This window comes from Bariatricus sp. SGI.019 (assembly GCF_050315235.1).
Taxonomy (GTDB): Bacteria; Bacillota; Clostridia; order Lachnospirales; family Lachnospiraceae; genus JAFBIX01.
Map to the genome: position 1 here is coordinate 17598 of NZ_JBNPOQ010000018.1, position 14924 is coordinate 32521.

Here is a 14924-nt window from a genome sequence, read left to right on the forward strand (position 1 = left end):
AAAGAGAAGATGATTGAATTAGATAAAGTAACCGAGCGGGTAATCTTAGTAGGAGTCAGTCTGTCGGATCAGGATGACACGCAGAAATCACTGGATGAATTAAAGGAGCTGGCAGCAACTGCAGGGGCAGAAACTGTTGGAACAGTAATTCAGAACAGAGAGCAGATGCATCCGGGAACGTATATCGGAAAAGGAAAGATTGAAGAGTTAAAAGACCTGTTGTGGGAGTTGGACGCAACAGGTATTATTTGTGATGATGAACTTTCGCCGGCACAGATGAAAAATCTTCAGGATGAGTTGGATACGAAAGTAATGGATCGTACGCTGGTGATTCTGGATATTTTTGCTTCCAGAGCATCTACCAGTGAAGGTAAGATTCAGGTAGAACTGGCACAATTAAAGTATCGTCAATCTAGATTGACTGGTTTCGGAACAGCGATGTCTCGTCTTGGAGGAGGAATTGGCACCAGAGGACCAGGAGAGAAGAAACTGGAGATGGATCGAAGACTGATAAAGAGTAGGATCGCCCAGTTGAACAGAGAATTGAAAGATGTAAAACGTCATAGGGAGGTTACACGAGAACAGAGGAACCGGAATCGAATTCCGGTCGCTGCTATTGTAGGATATACGAATGCAGGAAAGTCTACACTACTGAATTCATTGACAGGAGCAGGTATTCTGGCTGAGGATAAGCTGTTCGCTACTTTGGATCCAACGACCCGTGGATTGAAATTGCCAAGTGGGCAGGAGATTCTTTTGACAGATACCGTCGGTTTTATCCGAAAGCTTCCTCATCATCTGATTGAAGCATTTCGCAGTACACTGGAAGAGGCTAAATATGCAGATCTGATTCTGCATGTGGTTGATATGGCGAATCCGCAGATGGATGAACAGATGTTTATTGTATATGAGACGCTTAAGAATCTGGAGGTTACTGACAAACCAGTTATCACCATATTTAATAAGATGGATAAAGCTGGAAATCAACAGATCATTCGAGATTTTCATGCAGATTATACCGTAAAGATATCTGCAAAGATGAAAGATGGAATTTCAGAACTGCTTCAAACAATCGAGGCAGTTCTGCGTGAACAGAAAGTTGCAATTGAGAATCTGTATTCCTACCAGGAGGCAGGGAAGATTCAGTTGATCCGTAAATACGGTGAATTACAGCAAGAAGATTACCGGGATGATGGAATATTTGTAAGAGCCTTTGTACCGGTAGAAATCTATGATAAAGTTAGAACTTCAAAGTAAAGTCCCGGTCTCGCGTGGCGATTCATGGAAGAACTTCTTGTAAGCTCTGGAAAATGTAGAATAATCTTTAAAGCCACAATCAAAGCAAGCCTGTGTGCCTGACACACCGGTTAGTATTAATTCTTTTGCAAGCAGGAGCCGTTTTTGGGAAATATAGTGTCCAAGAGTGTAACCGGTTTCCTGCTTGAATAGTCTCATCATATAGTATTTACTGATGTAAAAATGATCTGAAAGGATATCGATGTTCAGATCATGGTTTAGATTTTCGTTAATATATTGCAGGATGTCCAGAATTTTGGTATTACAGTTATCTGTATCAATGAATTCCAGACGATTTTTTCTTGCAGCACGGTTCAGATGTATCATAAACTCCAGAAAGAGGACTTGGCGATAAAGATCGGAAGCGTATCCGTCATCGGAAAAAGATTTTTCTAATCGTGTGATTGACTGGAATAAAGAACTGTTTTTTAAGGAAGGAATTCTTAATACATTGGAATGCTCTTCTTCTGCTTTTTGAAAGCAATAACTTAAATCATAAGAATCTGTTTTGTATGCGTTCATAAAATTTGGTGAGATATAGACAATGATTCGTTCATAGATCTGGGAATTATCTACAACCAGACGATGTATGTCATTGTGTCGGACCAGAACAATGTCATAAGGAGACAATTCATAAGATTTTCCTTCAATCGTATAAATAACGTGTCCTTTGATAAAGATGGTAATCTTATCAAAATCATGATAATGGTATTTTACTTCACGAGTTTCTTGATCAGTCAGGTGGAATAGTCTGAATTCACTGTTCAGGTATCCTTTTTTTATATATTGTCCCATGAAAATCACCTCTTTCATTATCATATATGAAGAGAGCATTATTTGCAATATAATAAGCACTAATTACGTTGAAAAGGGAAAAAATGCCTGATATGATGTCCTTAGAACGACTTGGGGAAAACTCCCGTAAAAAAAGATGGAGGTATGTTATGAAAGTTGTATTGGAACGTTATCATGGGTTGGGAAATGATTATGTTGTATTTGATCCAAATAAAAATGAATTGGAATTGACACCGGAAAATGTAAAGATGATTTGTGACCGTAATGCGGGACTGGGCTCTGACGGTGTCCTGGAGGGACCAATCTTAAAAGAAGATGGCATGTATGTAAAGGTATGGAATCCAGACGGAAGTGAATCTGAGACCAGTGGTAATGGTGTTCGTATTTTTGCAAAATATCTGAAAGATGCAAGTTATGTGCAGAAGAAAAACTTCAAACTCTACACAGGCAATGGACCAGTGGAGGTGACTTTCCTGAATGAAGACGGCAGCCGTCTGCGTGTGTCAATGGGAAAATTATCTTTTTGGAGTGATGATATCCCAGTTACAGGGGAGCGTCGAGAAGTAATCAATGAAGATATGGTATTTGGAAGAACATTATATCCAGTCACTTGTGTCTCCATCGGAAATCCACATTGTGTCATTCCAATGCGTGAGATATCTAAGCCGTTGGTTTGCAAGATCGGAGATTACGCTGAGATTGCAAGATATTTTCCAAATCGTGTGAATACGCAGATTATGAAAGTTGTTGATAAAGAACATGTCTCTATTGAAATCTATGAAAGAGGCGCCGGTTATACACTGGCATCAGGAACAGGTGCCTGCGCGGCAGCGGGAGTTGCATATAAGCTGGGCATGACGAACAATAAAGTGATTGTTCATATGCCAGGCGGAGATCTTCAGGTTGAGATCGAAGATGACTGGAATGTCTATATGACTGGAGATGTATTCTATGTAGCAAAGATTACATTAAGTAATGAATTCGCGGAAAAATTAAGAAGTTTATAATATAGAATATATGAAGATAGTAGGGTCTGTCTGGCATCTGTCCGGCAGGCCTTTTCTATTGCCGTGCATCACTGATACAAGTGTGATATAATAAGCACAATAGCAATTCAGGGAGGGACAAGGATGTCTTTGCAATTTGTATTTGGGCCTTCTGGCTCTGGAAAATCACATGATTTATATCAGTACGTTATTGAAGAAGCCCGGAGATATCCGGAACGAAATTACATTGTTCTGGTGCCGGAGCAGTTTACTATGCAGACACAGAAGGATCTGGTGACGATGCATCCATGTCATGGAATTATGAATATTGATGTCCTGAGTTTTGGACGTCTTGCATATCGAGTGTTTGAGGAGACAGGTGGAGAGCCCCTTCCGGTATTGGATGATGAGGGAAAGAATCTAATTCTGCGAAAGATTGCGGGAGATTACGAGAATGAATTATGCGTTCTAAGAGGTAATATGAAAAAACTGGGATATATCAGTGAAGTAAAGTCTGTTATCTCAGAGTTTACACAATATGACATTGGCGAAGAAGAGCTGGAACGGGTAATGGAGACGGCAGGTGAGCAGTCGAGACTTTATTATAAGTTAAAAGATATCCAGATTCTATATCGTGGATTCTCAGAATATCTGGAGAAAAAATACATTACCAAAGAGGAACTTTTAGATGCTCTGAGTAAGGTAATCTGCAGATCAGATATATTAAAGAATAGTATGATCGTGTTAGATGGATTCACGGGATTTACACCGGTACAGAATCGTTTGATATTGGAACTGCTCAGGCATTGCCGTAAAGTGATAGTGACAGTTACGATGGATGACCGTGAAAATCCATATGTCTATCAGCACCCATATCAGTTGTTTGCACTGAGTAAACATACGGTTACTACGATGATTCAGTTAGCTCAAGAGGAGAAAATTCCGATTGAAGAACCAATCTGTAAGTATGAAAAGCCGGCTTATCGTTTCCGTGAAAATGATGCTCTTGCGTTTTTGGAACGGAACTTGTTCCGTTATGGGAAAGATACATTTAGAAAAGAACAGGATTCGATAGGAATTCATGTTGCAAGAAATCCGAAAGAAGAAGCACTTGCTCTGGCAGGAGATATCCGGGCGCTGGTCAGACGAAAGGGATATCGTTACCGAGATATTGGAGTCATCGTAAGCAATATGGATGTGTACGGGGATTATCTGGAGCGGGCGTTTGAACTGTATGAGATACCGGTATTTATGGATCATAAGAGAAGTATCCTTTTGAATTCTTTTGTGGAGTATATTCGAAGCCTTTTGAATATGGCGGAACAGAATTTCTCCTACGAAAGTGTTTTTCGGTTCTTGCGCACGAATCTGGCAGGATTTACCTGTGATGAGATTGATGAATTAGAGAACTATGTGATTGGCCTGGGAATCAAAGGGTATAAGAAGTGGCAGGAAAAATGGGTACGTCGTCTGAAAGGTATGACGGAAGAAGAACTGGAACGTATGAATCATTTTCGCGTCCTTTTGGTGGAGAAGACAGATGCATTAATGTTTGTGTTAAAGCAACGAAAGAAAACGGTAAAGGATATTACCTTGGCGGTGTATGAGTTCATGGTCCGTGAAGAACTGCAGCTGCGCCTAAAAAAGCAAGAAGAAGAATTTCAGGCGATGGGAGAGCTGGCTTTGGCAAAAGAATATGCACAGGTATATCGGATAGTAGTGGAGCTCTTTGATAAGTTTGTGGAATTGCTGGGGGATGAGCCAGTAAGTTTGAAGGAATACTGTGAATTGCTGGATGCCGGTCTGGAGGAAGCAAGAGTAGGGGTGATTCCTCCGAGTATAGATCAGGTTGTAGCCGGTGATGTGGAGCGTACCAGGTTAAAAGATATCAAAGCATTATTTTTCCTGGGGGCAAATGATACGCAGCTCCCGGGTGCATTGTTGCAGACAGGGTTATTATCTGAACGTGATCGAGAGAGTTTTCAACGAGAGAAGTTGGCATTATCGCCTGGAGGAAAAGAAAAAGCTTATATTCAGAAGTTTTATCTATATATGAACCTGACGAAACCCTCTGATAAATTGGAAGTCTATTATAGTAAAGTATCTTCCGATGGGAAAAGTATCCGCCCTTCTTATCTGATACAGGAATTGCGTAGAATATTTCCTCTTATGAAGCTTCAGGATGAAGAAGAAAAAGAGTTAAAACAGCGAGAGTTTACAGAAAAAATGGGGCTGGATTGTATCATCCGGGGAATGCAGGGAACAGGAAATGGCATGGATGATACCTGGAAAGAATTGTATTCTTGGTATAGGAGAAATCCAAAGTGGCACGAGAAGGTAGAAAGCTTATTGAATGCTGGATATTATCAGCGTCCGATGGATGGATTGACGGAAGAAGTTGCAAAAAGACTGTATGGGGAGAATTTTGAGACAAGTATTACAAGAATGGAGCGGTTCTCGGCATGTGCATTTGCACATTTTCTTACATATGGTTTGAACTTACGGGAACGACAGCAGTATGAGTTTCAGGCAGTAGATCTCGGAAATATATGTCATAGTGCGTTGGAGAAGTATTCACAAAAAGTGGAGAGAGGACATAAGGACTGGGTATGTTTATCAGAAGATGAACAGAAGTATTATATAGAAGAAAGTGTGGAAGAAGCAATTACTGATTACGGGAATTCTGTTCTCTATAGTTCTTCCAGAGATGAATATATGATTGTCCGTATAAAACGAATGCTGGAACGAACGATATGGGCATTGACAAAGCAATTGGAGGCCGGAGATTTTCGGCCGTCCGCTTATGAGTTCCGATTTGCCAATGGAAAAATTGACCGGATAGATACCTGCGAGGATCAAGAGAAAGTCTATGTGAAAGTAGTGGACTATAAGACCGGAAGTCAGGCTTTTGATATCGTATCGTTGTATCATGGCCTTCAGCTACAATTGATGGTCTATATGGATGCCGCTGTAAAGATGGAAACCCAAAAGCATCCGGGAAAAGAAGTAATCCCATCGGGTGTGTTCTATTATCGGATTCAGGATCCATTGGTAGAAAAGCAGAAGAAAGAAGAAATCGAAGATGCACTTTTGAAAGAATTAAAACCAGATGGCATGATAAACCTAAGTGGCGATACGTTAGAGCATCTGGATCGTAAGAAAAATGGAGAATCGCTTGCTGTTCCGGTAAAATATAACAAGAATGGGAGCCTTGCGAAAAGTTCCAAAGCGGTATCTGAGGAAGAATTTCAGATTATGATGCATCATGCTGTCCAGAAGATAGAAAAGACAAAGAGACAGATACTGGAAGGCAACACGGATGTGTCGCCTTATCGCAGAGGTCAGGAGACGGGCTGTGATTACTGTAAATATAAGCATGTCTGTGGTTTTGATACGAAGATACAAGGATATGCATATCGTGAGATAGGGAAAATGACTCAGGAAGAAGCAATTGCTGCGATGAAAGCAGAGACAAAAGAGTGGGAAGGAGAGGAATAGATCATGGGCGTGACATGGACGGAAGAACAGCAAAAAGTGATTGATCTGAGAAATCGGAATATCCTTGTCTCAGCAGCGGCTGGCTCTGGTAAAACAGCGGTTTTGGTAGAACGCATTATTACGATGCTGACAGCAGATGTGAATCCGATAGATGTTGATCAACTGTTGATCGTAACATTTACGGAAGCGGCAGCAGCTGAGATGAAAGAAAGAATTAGAAATGCGATAGAAAAAAAACTGGATGAATTTCCAGAGAATGAACATCTAAAGCAACAGGCAACTTTGATTCACAATGCTCATATTACTACGATACACAGCTTTTGTCTGTCTGTGATCCGAGATCATTTTCATGTGATTAATCTGGATCCTGGATTTCGCATTGGAGAAGAAGGAGAGCTGAAATTACTTCGTCAGGATGTTGTAAAAGAGATTCTGGAAGAAAAATATCAGCAAGGAAATCAGAGATTTTTGGATTTTTCTTTGGCATATGGAGGAGGCAAAAGTGATAAGAAGATAGAAGAGCTGATCTTGAAGATTTATGAATTTTCCAGAAGTTATCCAGATGCCAAAGAGTGGATAGAAAAATGTGTAAAAGTTTATCAGATAGAAGATCTTCAGGAACTGGAAGAATGTGATTATATTTGTTTCGCAATGAAGAATACAAGAAGCTATCTGGAAGAAGCTATGAAATTATTGGAGCAGGGAATCGCAATTTGCCAGACTGCAGATGGACCAGCGGTATATGAGACGACTCTTTTGAATGACAGTCAGGTCATTGAGAAATTGCGCTCTGCTGACACATTTGAGAAAATGACACAGGTATTTTCGGAAGTAAAGTGGGTGCGATTGGCGGTCAACAAAGACAAGATGGTATCAGAAGATAAAATAGAACAAGTAAAATCTATCCGAGAAGAAGTAAAAAAGATTGTAAAAGACCTGAAAGGACAGTATTTCTATCAGGATGTAAGGGATGTCCTGGAGGATATTCAGCTTTGCCGCCCGGCGATGGAGGAACTTGCGGAATTGGTGCAGATATTCGCAGAGCGATTTGAGGAGAAAAAACGGGCGAAAAATATGATTGATTTCTCGGATATGGAGCAGTATGCTCTACAGATTCTGACGGAGAAGACAGAACATGGTTTGTTGCCATCAGCAGCTGCCAGAGAATATCAGCAACAATTTCTTGAGATTATGATTGATGAGTATCAAGACAGTAACTTTATTCAGGAGACGATACTGACCAGCATCTCTAAGGTGTCTCAGGGACATTACAATATATTTATGGTAGGTGATGTGAAGCAGAGCATCTATCGCTTTCGTTTGTCCAGACCAGAACTTTTTATGGAGAAATTTCATACTTATAGTATGGAAGATAGTCAGACTCAGCGTGTTGATCTTCATAAAAACTTTCGAAGCAGGCGCGAGGTGTTGGACAGTGTGAATTTTATATTCAGACAGATTATGGTACGTAATCTGGGAGGAATTACCTATGATGATCAGGCAGCTTTATATGCGGGAGCGGACTATAAAGAAGGTAAGAATCTGAAGACAGAAGTCCTGGTGATTGACAGTGATCTGGAATCATGGCAAGGAGCAGACGTTGAGTTAAAAGAGGTTACCAGGATAACAGAGAGAGAATTAGAGGCGCGGGCAATTGCGGGCAGAATTCGAGAACTGTTGGCCAGCCATCAGGTGATCGACAAAAAAACCGGTGAGTTTCGTCCGGTACGATATTCGGATATTGTAATTTTGACCCGCAGTGTGAAAGGGTTTGCAGATGTATTTACAGAAGTTTTGAATCGACAAGGAATCCCGACATATGCAGGTACGCGAGAAGGGTATTTTGCAACGCAGGAAATAGGTGTTCTGTTGGATTATCTGAGAGTTTTGGATAATCGAAGACAGGATATTCCTCTGGCAGCAGTGTTAAGATCTCCTTTCGGTGAACTGACTGAAATGGAATTGGCATCTATCAAGAGCGTATATAGAGATGGTTCCTTTCATCAGGCAGTTACATCTTATTGTGCTGAGGGAAAAGATTCTGTGATTCGAGGAAAACTTGAAAAATGTCTGAAGAAGATGGATGAATTCAGGTCTATTCTGCCGTATACACCTATGCATGAACTTTTGTGGAAGATTCTCGAAGAGACTGGTTATGGTGATTATGTATCATCAATGCCCGGAGGAGAACAAAGAAGGGCGAATCTGGAGATGCTGGTTGAGAAAGCAAGAGCTTTTGAAGCCACTAGCTATAAAGGATTGTTTCATTTTGTCCGTTATATTGAGCAGCTTCAAAAATATGATGTGGATTATGGAGAGGCAAGTATTGAGGATGAGCAGTCAGATACCGTCCGTGTAATGACCATCCACAAAAGCAAAGGACTGGAATTCCCTGTCGTGTTTGTAGCTGGCTTAGGAAAGAAATTTAATATGCAGGATGCACGAAGCAGCGTGTCACTCCATGCCAAGATGGGGGTGGGACTGGATGCTGTTGATCTTGCGGCAAGAACCAAAAGCCCGAGTATCATAAAAAAAGTAATACAGAAAGAAGAAGCCTTAGACAGTCTGGGAGAAGAATTAAGGGTCTTGTATGTGGCACTTACTCGAGCAAAGGAAAAATTGATTCTTACGGGAACTATCTCGAATCTGGAAAAGAAAATGGCAGGGTATAAGATAGTGACTGAGCAGAAAGAAGATACGTTGTCATTCGAAAGATTAAGTAAAGCAGTAACTTATTGGGATTGGATTCTTCCTGCTATGCAGCGTCTGGGATCAGATGTTCCAATGGAGATGCGAATCTTAACAATTGAGGATATTGTACGGAACGAGGTGGAAGAAGAAACGGCTGGAAGACTTACCAGAACCATATTGGAAAACTGGGATACTCAGAAAATCTATGAAGAGGATGTTCATAAGATATTGCGGGAACAGTTCAGTTATCAGTATCCATATATGGACAGCCGACAGCAAAAGCTGAAATTTACAGTGTCAGAATTAAAAAAGAGAAGCTATCTAAAGGAAAGTCTCGGAGAAGAGTTGGATGAATCAGGAGAACTTCTTTATGAGGAACCGGAAGTCGTGCCTCTTGTGCCTAGATTTTTGCAGGAAAAAGAGGAGTTAACGGGTGCTTCGCGTGGTACGGCATACCATCGGGTGATGGAGCTTCTGGATCTGTCGAAATCTTACGATACATTAACGTTACAATCTGCAATGGATGCTTATGTAGCAGACGGAAAGCTGGGACAAGATATGGCGGCATGTATCCGGACTGTGGACATAAAAGGATTTCTGGAATGCAGTGTGGGGCAGCGGATGAAAAAAGCCGCTGAGCTGGGGCATCTGTGGAAAGAACAGCCTTTTGTCCTCGGAGTAGATGCCCGAGAGATTTATCCGGAAGAGGAGGAGGGGGAGTTAATCCTTGTTCAGGGGATTATTGATGCGTATTTTGAAGAAGATGATGGTCTTGTTGTATTGGATTACAAGACAGATAAGATCTGCAGTCCAGACAAACTGGCTGAGAAATACCATGCGCAGCTCGATTATTATGCAAAAGCATTGGAGCAGATGACGCAAAAAAAAGTGAAAGAGAAGATCATCTATTCCTTTACGATGAAGAAGGAAATCGTTGTGTAGGAGGAAGTGTAGAGAGAGTACGGTGAGGAGTGGAGCTGGGCAGATGGTTTCAGATGTCTTTCGCTAAGAATCCATAAAAAAAGCAGGATAAAATTTCGCATGAGAATTTTATCCTGCTTTTTTAACACTTTCCACACAATATGTGTTGACAAACTATATTATACAACATATAATATATGCATAAAAATAATATTGTATTTATAAATAATATTATAAATTCCAGCAAAGGAGTGAGAATATGGTATTTAACACCGGAGCTGCTCTCCTGGATGCAATCGTTTTGGCGGTTGTTTCGAGAGAGAAGGAAGGAACTTATGGGTATAAGATTACTCAGGATGTAAGAAAGACGATCGAAGTATCGGAGTCAACTTTATATCCGGTGCTGAGAAGACTGCAGAAGGATGAATGTCTGGAAGTATATGACCGGCAGTTTGATGGCCGGAACAGGCGATACTATAAAGTGACAGAAAAAGGAATGGTGCAGTTGAATTTGTATCGGACAGAATGGAAAAATTATTCTGGAAAAATCAATGAATTGTTTGAGGGAGGTGTAACTGCATGAATCGCATAGAGTTTATGACAGAATTAGCTTCATTATTACAGGATGTACCTGTGGAGGAACGAAAAGAAGCGATGCAGTATTATAATGACTATTTTGATGATGCCGGAGAAGAGAATGAACAACAGGTTATTGAGGAACTGGGAGAACCGGCAACTGTCGCAGCCAATATCAAAGCCGATTTGAGAGGAGATTTCCAGGATGCCGGCGAGTATACTGAAAATGGATATACGGATGCAAGATATGAGCAGAAGAATATGCCGACAGAACGTGAGAGTCATAAAGAATCTCAAGAGGAGTATCGTGGCGGCTATCAAAGCTATGAAGAACAACGTCCGCCGAGAACCAGCAAAATATTAAAAATTATATTAATTATTGCAATCATTCTTATGGCGGGTCCAGTTATTATCCCCGTTGCGTTGGGAATAGCAGCATTGATTATTGGATGTGTAGTTGTGTTATTTGCAGTATTTGTAGCACTTGTTATTGCCTCTATTGCAGTTGTGATTGCAGGAGTATCTGTCTTCTGTGTGGGAATCATTAATCTTATTCCGGAATTAGCGATTGGCCTTGCTCTTATTGGAACAGGATTGATTCTGTCTGTTCTTGGAGTGATAGCAACAGTGGCAAGTGTCAGACTTTGTATTATTGTGTTCCCAGGAATCTGTAGAGGAATTGTATGGCTTTGCAGAAAACCATTTCATAGAAGGGTGGTGGCGTAACGATGAGACGTGGCTGGAAGATATTCTGGATCGTGTGCGGAGTGACTGCCGGGATAGGTCTGGCATGTTGCGTGGCGGCATGGGGGCTTGGAGTTACGACAGAGGCATTGCATAGTAGATTCCCGAATGGAATTGGGTTTGGAGTGATTCATTGGGATGATGAATCAGAAGATGCAGGAGAATATATTGCGGAAGACATTCATCAATCTTTCCATGAAGTAAGAAAAATAAATGCAGAGATATTTGCAGGTGAAGTAGAGGTCCTGACATCGGACAGTGAAGATATAATCGTAGAGACAGACGGAATCAGTGAAAAATTGGGCTTTCGATGTTATATGGAGAATAATGAACTAAAACTAAGTACAAAAAAGAATCTGACACATATCAATCATATTGGAATTGGCACAATTCGAATCTATCTTCCAAAAGAAGCAAAACTGGGTGAAGTCTCTCTGGATATTGGCGCGGGAACATTATATGTGGAAGATGTATGCGCAGAAAGTTTTTCGGTAGATGTTGGTGCCGGTGAGGCAGAGATTGATCATTTTTCAGCTGCGAAGGTTGATCTTAATTGTGATACTGGTTCTCTGACTGCCAGAGGAAGTGCGGATCTAGATATGGAGATTGAATGCGGTGTTGGTGAGATTCAGTACACTGCAGAGGGGGAAGAACATGAATTTAATTATGATATTGAATGTGGCATTGGAGAAATTATTTGCGGTGAAAACAGTTATTCTGGTCTGTCAGTAGAAAAACGGATTGATAACGGAGCAAATAAGGAGATGCAGATTGAATGTGGTGTTGGAAACGTTACTGTTGAATTTGAAGAAATGCATCATGAAGAATAAAGGAGGATATGAGTATGGAACCTAAAAAGTTATACCGTTCAAGAAAAAACAGAATGATCTGTGGAGTATGTGGAGGAATTGCAGAATATTTTAATATAGATCCCACATTAATCCGACTGGCATTGGTACTTTTTGCATGTACAGGAACAGGAATTCTGGCATATTTTATTGCGGCAATTATCATTCCGGATGAACCGGCCAATTATTAAGGGATGGAAAACGTCTTTCTGAGGAGAGACGTTTTCTTTTTGGTAAAAGTTTGGACTTCCTTCCAGTATATTCTAAAGAAAACAGGTCAATACTTATGAAAAATGAAAGGGGTATGCATGGATATGGAAGAAAAGAAGAAAAGTATTCGACTTGATGAGCTGACGCAAGATGAAAAATTAAAATATGAGATAGCAGAAGAATTGGGATTGTTGGATAAAGTCATGGAAGAAGGGTGGAAATCACTTTCTTCAAAAGAAACAGGGAAAATTGGCGGATTGATGACAAAAAAGAAAAAAGAGACAGGGAAAAAATGACAAAAATATTAACAAGTGTGAACATTTGGACATAAAGGTTGAAAAGAGAATATCCATTTGCTATAATCGAAAAACTGGAAGTAATTTATGCAGGTGAAAATATGGACAGTAAGATTAGAGTTTTAGATGTAGATATAGATCAATGTTCAGCAAAAGAAGCAATGAAAAAAGCAATGTCTTACCTGGAAACAGAGCCGGTCAGTGTAATTGAGACCGCAACAGTGGAAGGATTGATGCAGGTCGATGACATGCCGTCAGTCAAAGAAGCTGTCAGTAAGTTTGATCTGGTTTTGGCTGGAGATAAGACGATCCTTGAGGCGGCAGATATTACAGACCGTAAGTTTTTACAGGAAACAGAAGGTCAAGTTTTCTTAAAAATGTTTATGAGATATCTCCACAAGAATCATAAAAGAGTCTATCTTTTGGTGGAATCAGAAGAAGAAGGACAGGAGATGTATAATTATCTTCAACGCCATTATGGGGGTACACAGATTATAGGTATGGCAAAAGTATCTGCACAAAATCGTGCGGATGATATGCTGGTCAATGCAATCAATGGAGGAGAAGTGGATTGTATTCTTGCAACACTTTCCTCACCTCTTCAGGAAACATTTATTATAAAGAACAGATCCCTTTTGGATGCGCGCTTATGGGTAGGACTTGGAAAGAAAAACACACCTGTGAAACAAACCGGTTTTGGGCAAGGATGGCTGGGACAATTCTTTATCAGGCATCTATTTAAGAACGAGATGGAAAAAAGAAAACGAGAAAAATAACTTTTCGTCACTATGTACATGACAAAAAAATGGATAAATGAAAATAAACTTGAGGAAATCAACAAAAAAATGTGATTTCCTCTTTATTTTTTTGTCTATATATATTAATATATAGTCTAGTAATGTGTGTTTTTAGAATTATTGAGCCTATTTTATTGTGAAAAATGCATATTGAAATGAGTGGAGGAGATGGAATATGATATCTAATCAAATACTTCAAAATACAATTGAAGGATTGAAAGGGATTACACGTATTGACTTCTGCGTAATGGACACCGATGGTAAATCTCTTGCAAGTACATTTACAGAACAGGAAAATTATGAGGATGAAATTGTTTCATTCGTAGAATCTCCGGCTGACAGTCAGGTTGTTCAGGGGTATCAGTTCTTTAAGATTTTTGATGAACATCAGCTGGAGTATATACTTCTTGTTAATGGCGGCAGTGATGATGTATACATGGTGGGAAAGATTGCTGCATTTCAAATTCAGAATCTTTTGATTGCTTATAAAGAAAGATTTGATAAAGATAATTTTATCAAGAATTTGCTGCTGGATAATCTGTTATTAGTGGATATTTACAACCGTGCCAAAAAATTACATATTGACACGGAAGTAAGACGTGTTATCTTTATTATTGAGACAAAGCACGAAAAGGACAGTACTGCACTTGATAATGTGCGGAATCTGTTAGGAAACCGGGCGAAAGATTTTGTTACGGCAGTTGATGAGAAAAATATTATTGTCGTGAAAGAACTGGAGCCTAATGATGGTCATGTGGAATTGGAGAAGATTGCTCAGAATCTGTATAATCTTTTGACAGAGGAAGGAGAAGAGGGAGTCCTGATTGCATATGGAACCATCGTCAATGATATTAAAGAAGTATCCAAATCATACAAAGAAGCAAAACTTGCTCTGGATGTAGGAAAGATCTTCTTTAGTGAAAGGAATGTGATTGCATATAGTGCTTTGGGAATTGGACGTTTGATCTATCAATTACCGATTCCATTGTGCAAGATGTTCATACGTGAGATTTTTGAGGGGAAATCTCCAGATGATTTCGATGAGGAGACGTTAACTACGATTAACAAATTCTTCGAGAATAATCTGAACGTATCAGAGACATCCAGACAATTATATATTCATCGTAATACACTGGTGTATCGGCTGGATAAATTACAGAAAAGTACCGGCTTGGATCTGCGTGTGTTTGAAGATGCAATTACCTTTAAGATTGCACTTATGGTTGTGAAGTATATGAATTATATGGAGTCGCTGGAGTATTAATA

At 40.0% G+C, this 14924-nt stretch carries 12 protein-coding genes; 11 read left to right on the top strand and 1 reads right to left on the bottom strand.

Going from position 1 to position 14924, the window contains the following annotated elements:
• Nucleotides 1-9: 9 nt before the first annotated feature.
• Entirely contained in the window at nucleotides 10-1257 is a 1248-nt protein-coding gene (gene hflX, locus ACQRD1_RS11600) for a GTPase HflX (RefSeq protein ID WP_235233890.1), read from the top strand.
• Here hflX and ACQRD1_RS11605 read toward each other — a convergent pair.
• Nucleotides 1249-2091, bottom strand: coding sequence for a helix-turn-helix domain-containing protein (locus ACQRD1_RS11605; protein ID WP_235233889.1), 843 nt, complete (start codon nucleotides 2089-2091; stop codon nucleotides 1249-1251). The two genes, hflX and ACQRD1_RS11605, sit on opposite strands and share 9 nt — an antisense overlap.
• 149 nt (nucleotides 2092-2240) lie before the next feature.
• Here ACQRD1_RS11605 and dapF point away from each other — a divergent pair, with 149 nt between their 5' ends.
• From dapF to ACQRD1_RS11655, 10 genes are all read left to right on the top strand, one after another.
• Nucleotides 2241-3098, top strand: coding sequence for a diaminopimelate epimerase (dapF, locus tag ACQRD1_RS11610; protein WP_235233888.1), 858 nt, complete (start codon nucleotides 2241-2243; stop codon nucleotides 3096-3098).
• Between the two features lie 123 nt (nucleotides 3099-3221).
• The gene (gene addB / locus ACQRD1_RS11615) at nucleotides 3222-6575 is read left to right on the top strand and encodes a helicase-exonuclease AddAB subunit AddB (RefSeq protein ID WP_235233887.1); all 3354 of its coding nucleotides are present in this window, start codon (nucleotides 3222-3224) and stop codon (nucleotides 6573-6575) included.
• Nucleotides 6576-6578: 3 nt separating this feature from the next.
• The gene (addA, locus tag ACQRD1_RS11620; protein WP_427787610.1) at nucleotides 6579-10208 is read left to right on the top strand and encodes a helicase-exonuclease AddAB subunit AddA; all 3630 of its coding nucleotides are present in this window, start codon (nucleotides 6579-6581) and stop codon (nucleotides 10206-10208) included.
• Between the two features lie 238 nt (nucleotides 10209-10446).
• Nucleotides 10447-10770 (top strand): PadR family transcriptional regulator, encoded by a 324-nt coding sequence (locus ACQRD1_RS11625; protein WP_235233885.1) that lies wholly within the window; start codon nucleotides 10447-10449, stop codon nucleotides 10768-10770.
• A complete protein-coding gene (locus ACQRD1_RS11630; protein WP_235233884.1) occupies nucleotides 10767-11489 on the top strand; it encodes a DUF1700 domain-containing protein in 723 nt (240 codons plus the stop codon). The genes ACQRD1_RS11625 and ACQRD1_RS11630 overlap by 4 nt, the downstream gene beginning before the upstream one ends.
• Before the next feature lie 2 nt (nucleotides 11490-11491).
• Nucleotides 11492-12337 (top strand): DUF4097 family beta strand repeat-containing protein, encoded by an 846-nt coding sequence (locus tag ACQRD1_RS11635; RefSeq protein ID WP_235233883.1) that lies wholly within the window; start codon nucleotides 11492-11494, stop codon nucleotides 12335-12337.
• Nucleotides 12338-12351: 14 nt separating this feature from the next.
• Entirely contained in the window at nucleotides 12352-12546 is a 195-nt protein-coding gene (locus tag ACQRD1_RS11640) for a PspC domain-containing protein (protein WP_235233881.1), read from the top strand.
• Between the two features lie 123 nt (nucleotides 12547-12669).
• On the top strand, nucleotides 12670-12861 hold the full coding sequence (locus ACQRD1_RS11645) for a small, acid-soluble spore protein, alpha/beta type (protein ID WP_235233922.1): 192 nt from the start codon (nucleotides 12670-12672) through the stop codon (nucleotides 12859-12861).
• A 101-nt stretch (nucleotides 12862-12962) separates the two neighbouring features.
• Complete coding sequence (locus tag ACQRD1_RS11650) at nucleotides 12963-13637, top strand: WecB/TagA/CpsF family glycosyltransferase (protein WP_235233880.1); 675 nt, start codon at nucleotides 12963-12965, stop codon at nucleotides 13635-13637.
• Nucleotides 13638-13833: 196 nt separating this feature from the next.
• Nucleotides 13834-14922 carry a PucR family transcriptional regulator gene (locus ACQRD1_RS11655; RefSeq protein WP_235233981.1) on the top strand — a complete coding sequence of 363 codons (1089 nt, stop codon included), beginning with the start codon at nucleotides 13834-13836 and terminating at the stop codon, nucleotides 14920-14922.
• Nucleotides 14923-14924 lie beyond the last annotated feature (2 nt).

Excerpts from the sequence above, each read along its gene's own strand:
- hflX (WP_235233890.1), top strand. The coding sequence starts at position 10 with ATGATTGAATTAGATAAAGTAACCGAGCGGGTAATCTTAGTAGGAGTC.
- ACQRD1_RS11605 (WP_235233889.1), bottom strand. The coding sequence starts at position 2,091 with ATGGGACAATATATAAAAAAAGGATACCTGAACAGTGAATTCAGACTA.
- dapF (WP_235233888.1), top strand. The coding sequence starts at position 2,241 with ATGAAAGTTGTATTGGAACGTTATCATGGGTTGGGAAATGATTATGTT.
- addB (WP_235233887.1), top strand. The coding sequence starts at position 3,222 with ATGTCTTTGCAATTTGTATTTGGGCCTTCTGGCTCTGGAAAATCACAT.
- addA (WP_427787610.1), top strand. The coding sequence starts at position 6,579 with ATGGGCGTGACATGGACGGAAGAACAGCAAAAAGTGATTGATCTGAGA.
- ACQRD1_RS11625 (WP_235233885.1), top strand. The coding sequence starts at position 10,447 with ATGGTATTTAACACCGGAGCTGCTCTCCTGGATGCAATCGTTTTGGCG.
- ACQRD1_RS11630 (WP_235233884.1), top strand. The coding sequence starts at position 10,767 with ATGAATCGCATAGAGTTTATGACAGAATTAGCTTCATTATTACAGGAT.
- ACQRD1_RS11635 (WP_235233883.1), top strand. The coding sequence starts at position 11,492 with ATGAGACGTGGCTGGAAGATATTCTGGATCGTGTGCGGAGTGACTGCC.
- ACQRD1_RS11640 (WP_235233881.1), top strand. The coding sequence starts at position 12,352 with ATGGAACCTAAAAAGTTATACCGTTCAAGAAAAAACAGAATGATCTGT.
- ACQRD1_RS11645 (WP_235233922.1), top strand. The coding sequence starts at position 12,670 with ATGGAAGAAAAGAAGAAAAGTATTCGACTTGATGAGCTGACGCAAGAT.
- ACQRD1_RS11650 (WP_235233880.1), top strand. The coding sequence starts at position 12,963 with ATGGACAGTAAGATTAGAGTTTTAGATGTAGATATAGATCAATGTTCA.
- ACQRD1_RS11655 (WP_235233981.1), top strand. The coding sequence starts at position 13,834 with ATGATATCTAATCAAATACTTCAAAATACAATTGAAGGATTGAAAGGG.